At 31.1% G+C, this 2,799-nt stretch carries 5 protein-coding genes; all 5 read right to left on the reverse strand.

All coding sequences use genetic code 11. The features are described from left to right. Positions 1 to 25: 25 nt before the first annotated feature. The gene (locus KA858_RS08780) at positions 26 to 202 is read right to left on the reverse strand and encodes a hypothetical protein (RefSeq protein ID WP_174841502.1); all 177 of its coding nucleotides are present in this window, start codon (positions 200 to 202) and stop codon (positions 26 to 28) included. A 215-nt stretch (positions 203 to 417) separates the two neighbouring features. Further along, a complete protein-coding gene (locus KA858_RS08785; RefSeq protein WP_210135470.1) occupies positions 418 to 1,158 on the reverse strand; it encodes a hypothetical protein in 741 nt (246 codons plus the stop codon). Between the two features lie 127 nt (positions 1,159 to 1,285). Next, the gene (locus tag KA858_RS08790) at positions 1,286 to 1,510 is read right to left on the reverse strand and encodes a hypothetical protein (RefSeq protein WP_053029879.1); all 225 of its coding nucleotides are present in this window, start codon (positions 1,508 to 1,510) and stop codon (positions 1,286 to 1,288) included. A 60-nt stretch (positions 1,511 to 1,570) separates the two neighbouring features. Continuing rightward, positions 1,571 to 1,858, reverse strand: coding sequence for a hypothetical protein (locus tag KA858_RS08795; protein ID WP_053029878.1), 288 nt, complete (start codon positions 1,856 to 1,858; stop codon positions 1,571 to 1,573). A gap of 87 nt (positions 1,859 to 1,945) precedes the next feature. After that, positions 1,946 to 2,692 carry a poly-gamma-glutamate hydrolase family protein gene (locus KA858_RS08800; protein ID WP_107630000.1) on the reverse strand — a complete coding sequence of 249 codons (747 nt, stop codon included), beginning with the start codon at positions 2,690 to 2,692 and terminating at the stop codon, positions 1,946 to 1,948. Positions 2,693 to 2,799 lie beyond the last annotated feature (107 nt).

A 2,799-nucleotide genomic window follows, 5' to 3' on the forward strand; every position in this document is an offset into this window, starting at 1 on the left:
GAAACAGTAAATGCTAGTTTTGCTATTAGTTATCGTTAATTTTTTTACCATCTGTACGATCTGATTCGCCTTTGTCTTTATGCGCGTTAGGATTGTCTTTTTTGTCAGAACTTTTCTTAACATTGTCTACTGGGTCATCATTATTACCGCATGCCCCTAATAGTAAAAAACTTGAAAGCAGTACAAAAGCTACTTTTTTCATATGTGTCACCCTTTGTTTAATTATATTTAATATCTAATTGATATAAATAATATTAATATAAGTATGTCACACTTTTCTAAAAATTCAACAGTTAATAATAATTTATAAATTCAATTAAATCGAATAAATGAGATAAGCTACGTCATTGTTATCTCATTCACTGAGTGACAAGGCCAGTTACAGTGAATATAGAAAACACGCAATTTTACTGCTAATTAATTTGTACTATTATCTGTCTCATTAGTATTACTTTCTGCTGATGTATCATTACTTCTAAACTGTCCATTTGCACTATCTTCAGAATAACTTTGGATCTGATTATCATCTGCTTGATTTTCGGCATTTGACTGGTCTTCAGCACTTGAGTTGTTGTCTGTAGTAGCATTCTCGTTTGAACCGTTGTGATCGCCATTATTAGTGTTGTTATTTATATTTCTGCCATTTTGATTATAAGATTGGTTTGAGTTGTTTGATTGATTTGAATTTTGATTATTGACTGCATTGTTTTGTGTAGTTCCTTGTTGTGTAGAAGGTGTTTCATTAGTTGATTGTTCAGCGGTTGGTTGTTCTTGTTGTGTGCCTTGCTGTTCTTGAGTATTTGTTTCATTGTTAGCTGATGTTTCTTCAGAGCGATTTTGTTCTTCTTGAGTAACATTACTATCATCTTTATCGTTGTTATTATCTTTTTTGTCTTTGCTTTGTTTATCCTTATCTTTATCTTTTTCTTTAGACGATTTATCCTCTTTAGATTGTGTTGCGTGATTTTCAGATGGATTGTTACTTTCAATCATTTTATGAATGCCTAATGCAAGCATGCTAAGTAAAATAATCGTAATAGCCATTGCGAAATATTTTAAATAGTTTTTATTTTTAAAAACTGCCACAATAGCGAATAAAATTAAAATAATCGCTATGATTAATAATACCGTGCCTGTATAGAACAACAGTTTCTCCATAGGCTACCTCCATTTAATTTACATTGTTAATTGTATTGTACTACACATATTATAAAATACATATTACCTTGTAATTAACATCTAATTACTATTTGAAAACAGTAGTGCAAAGGCTTTATGTATCACACTAATTGACTCTATCGTAAATGTTAATCTCCTCATTCTCTTTGCTGACAGAAACATATAGTTTTTCATCATTAAGTTGTGTTTCATTTGATGTTTGATTTAAGTCGATTTCTGCTAATATTCTAAATGCACCATTATGATAAGGTTCAACTATAGAGATTTCATTTTCATATGCTTGAACCATTAATTGTCTATGTGATTGATTATTAATTTTCCAGTTAGTCATATATTCACCTTTTTCATAAAAATAAAACTACGTTAGTCATAGTCTAACGTAGCGGTTTGATTATTTAAAACTTTGTTCTATCTCCGTGAAAGCTTTGTTAGTAATCGTAATATCGTCAATTCTATCTGCTGTTAGTTGTCCATCTAGATAACCATGATCAATGAGTACTTTACAATTCTCTAAAAAATCATCATATTCACGATCACAGAAATAATCGTCTTGTGTTTTTATACTATTACCAAAATAATTTGCTTCATTTTCTGACTGACCTTCATTAGAACGTTCCATATATAATTTATAAAATTTCGCTATTGTATATTTTTGTTCTTGAGTTAATGTTTCTAACATAACACGTTCCCCCTCACTATAGTACTTTATACCCAATTTAAATAGGGGTGAAAACGTAGTGAGGATAGCCTAACACCTGAGAATAGATTATTGAGCGTTTTCGATGCCTTGATTAACTGCTTTGGCAAATTTGTAGAACGTACGGGTGTAGTTGTCTGGATTCGATCTTGTTTGTTGATCCAGTTGTTTATCTTTAAAAAATAGCGCACGTTGTCCGGTTGTTAATTCAAGTTGAACGCCGGTATCATTGTCATTTCTATTAATGATATTGGAGGATGATGTCGCCTCAATACCTTTAGGACTCTTTTGAACTGTGAAACCTTTACGTTTTAATGATTTTGTTATTGATTTGGCTAATTGTTTATCTTTGCCACCAACGTAAACAATTGGATCTTCACCTGCATAGCCATGAATGGATATAGTCTCTTCGGAGTGGTCCAACATTTTTAAGAGGGTTGGTTCATCAAATACAGTTGAAGTAATATGCAAACGTTCATTATGTTTAGGCATTAATCCTTCAAAAGTATAAAAATCATAGTTACCTAGATTGGCTACACGACGAGCGAGTTCAGTCGTACCTGGTTCAATACCTCCGCCGTGAATGGCCGTAACAAGGATGTGATTATCTTTGCGGTTTTTTGTTTTAACACGCCAGTCTTTACCTTCTGTTGTATCATCTTTTAATTCTTGAAAACTTGAATAATAATCTAGTGAGCGATTTTGTTTTTCTTCACGCGTTTTATAAAGGATAAATGCAATCGCTATAATAGCAATAATTAAGACAGAAACAAATAAATAATATACTTTTGAATACCAGTTTTTTCTTTTTCTCATACGACCTTCCTTTTTACATGTAATAATAAAAATGTGTAAATTAACTTTTATATTATAAATTATATTACTCATAAGCTCAAATATTGTTAATTAGTCAAGTCCAGACT

It is taken from the genome of Staphylococcus sp. GDX8P80P (genome assembly GCF_017893095.1).
GTDB classification, from domain to species: Bacteria; Bacillota; Bacilli; order Staphylococcales; family Staphylococcaceae; genus Staphylococcus; species Staphylococcus borealis.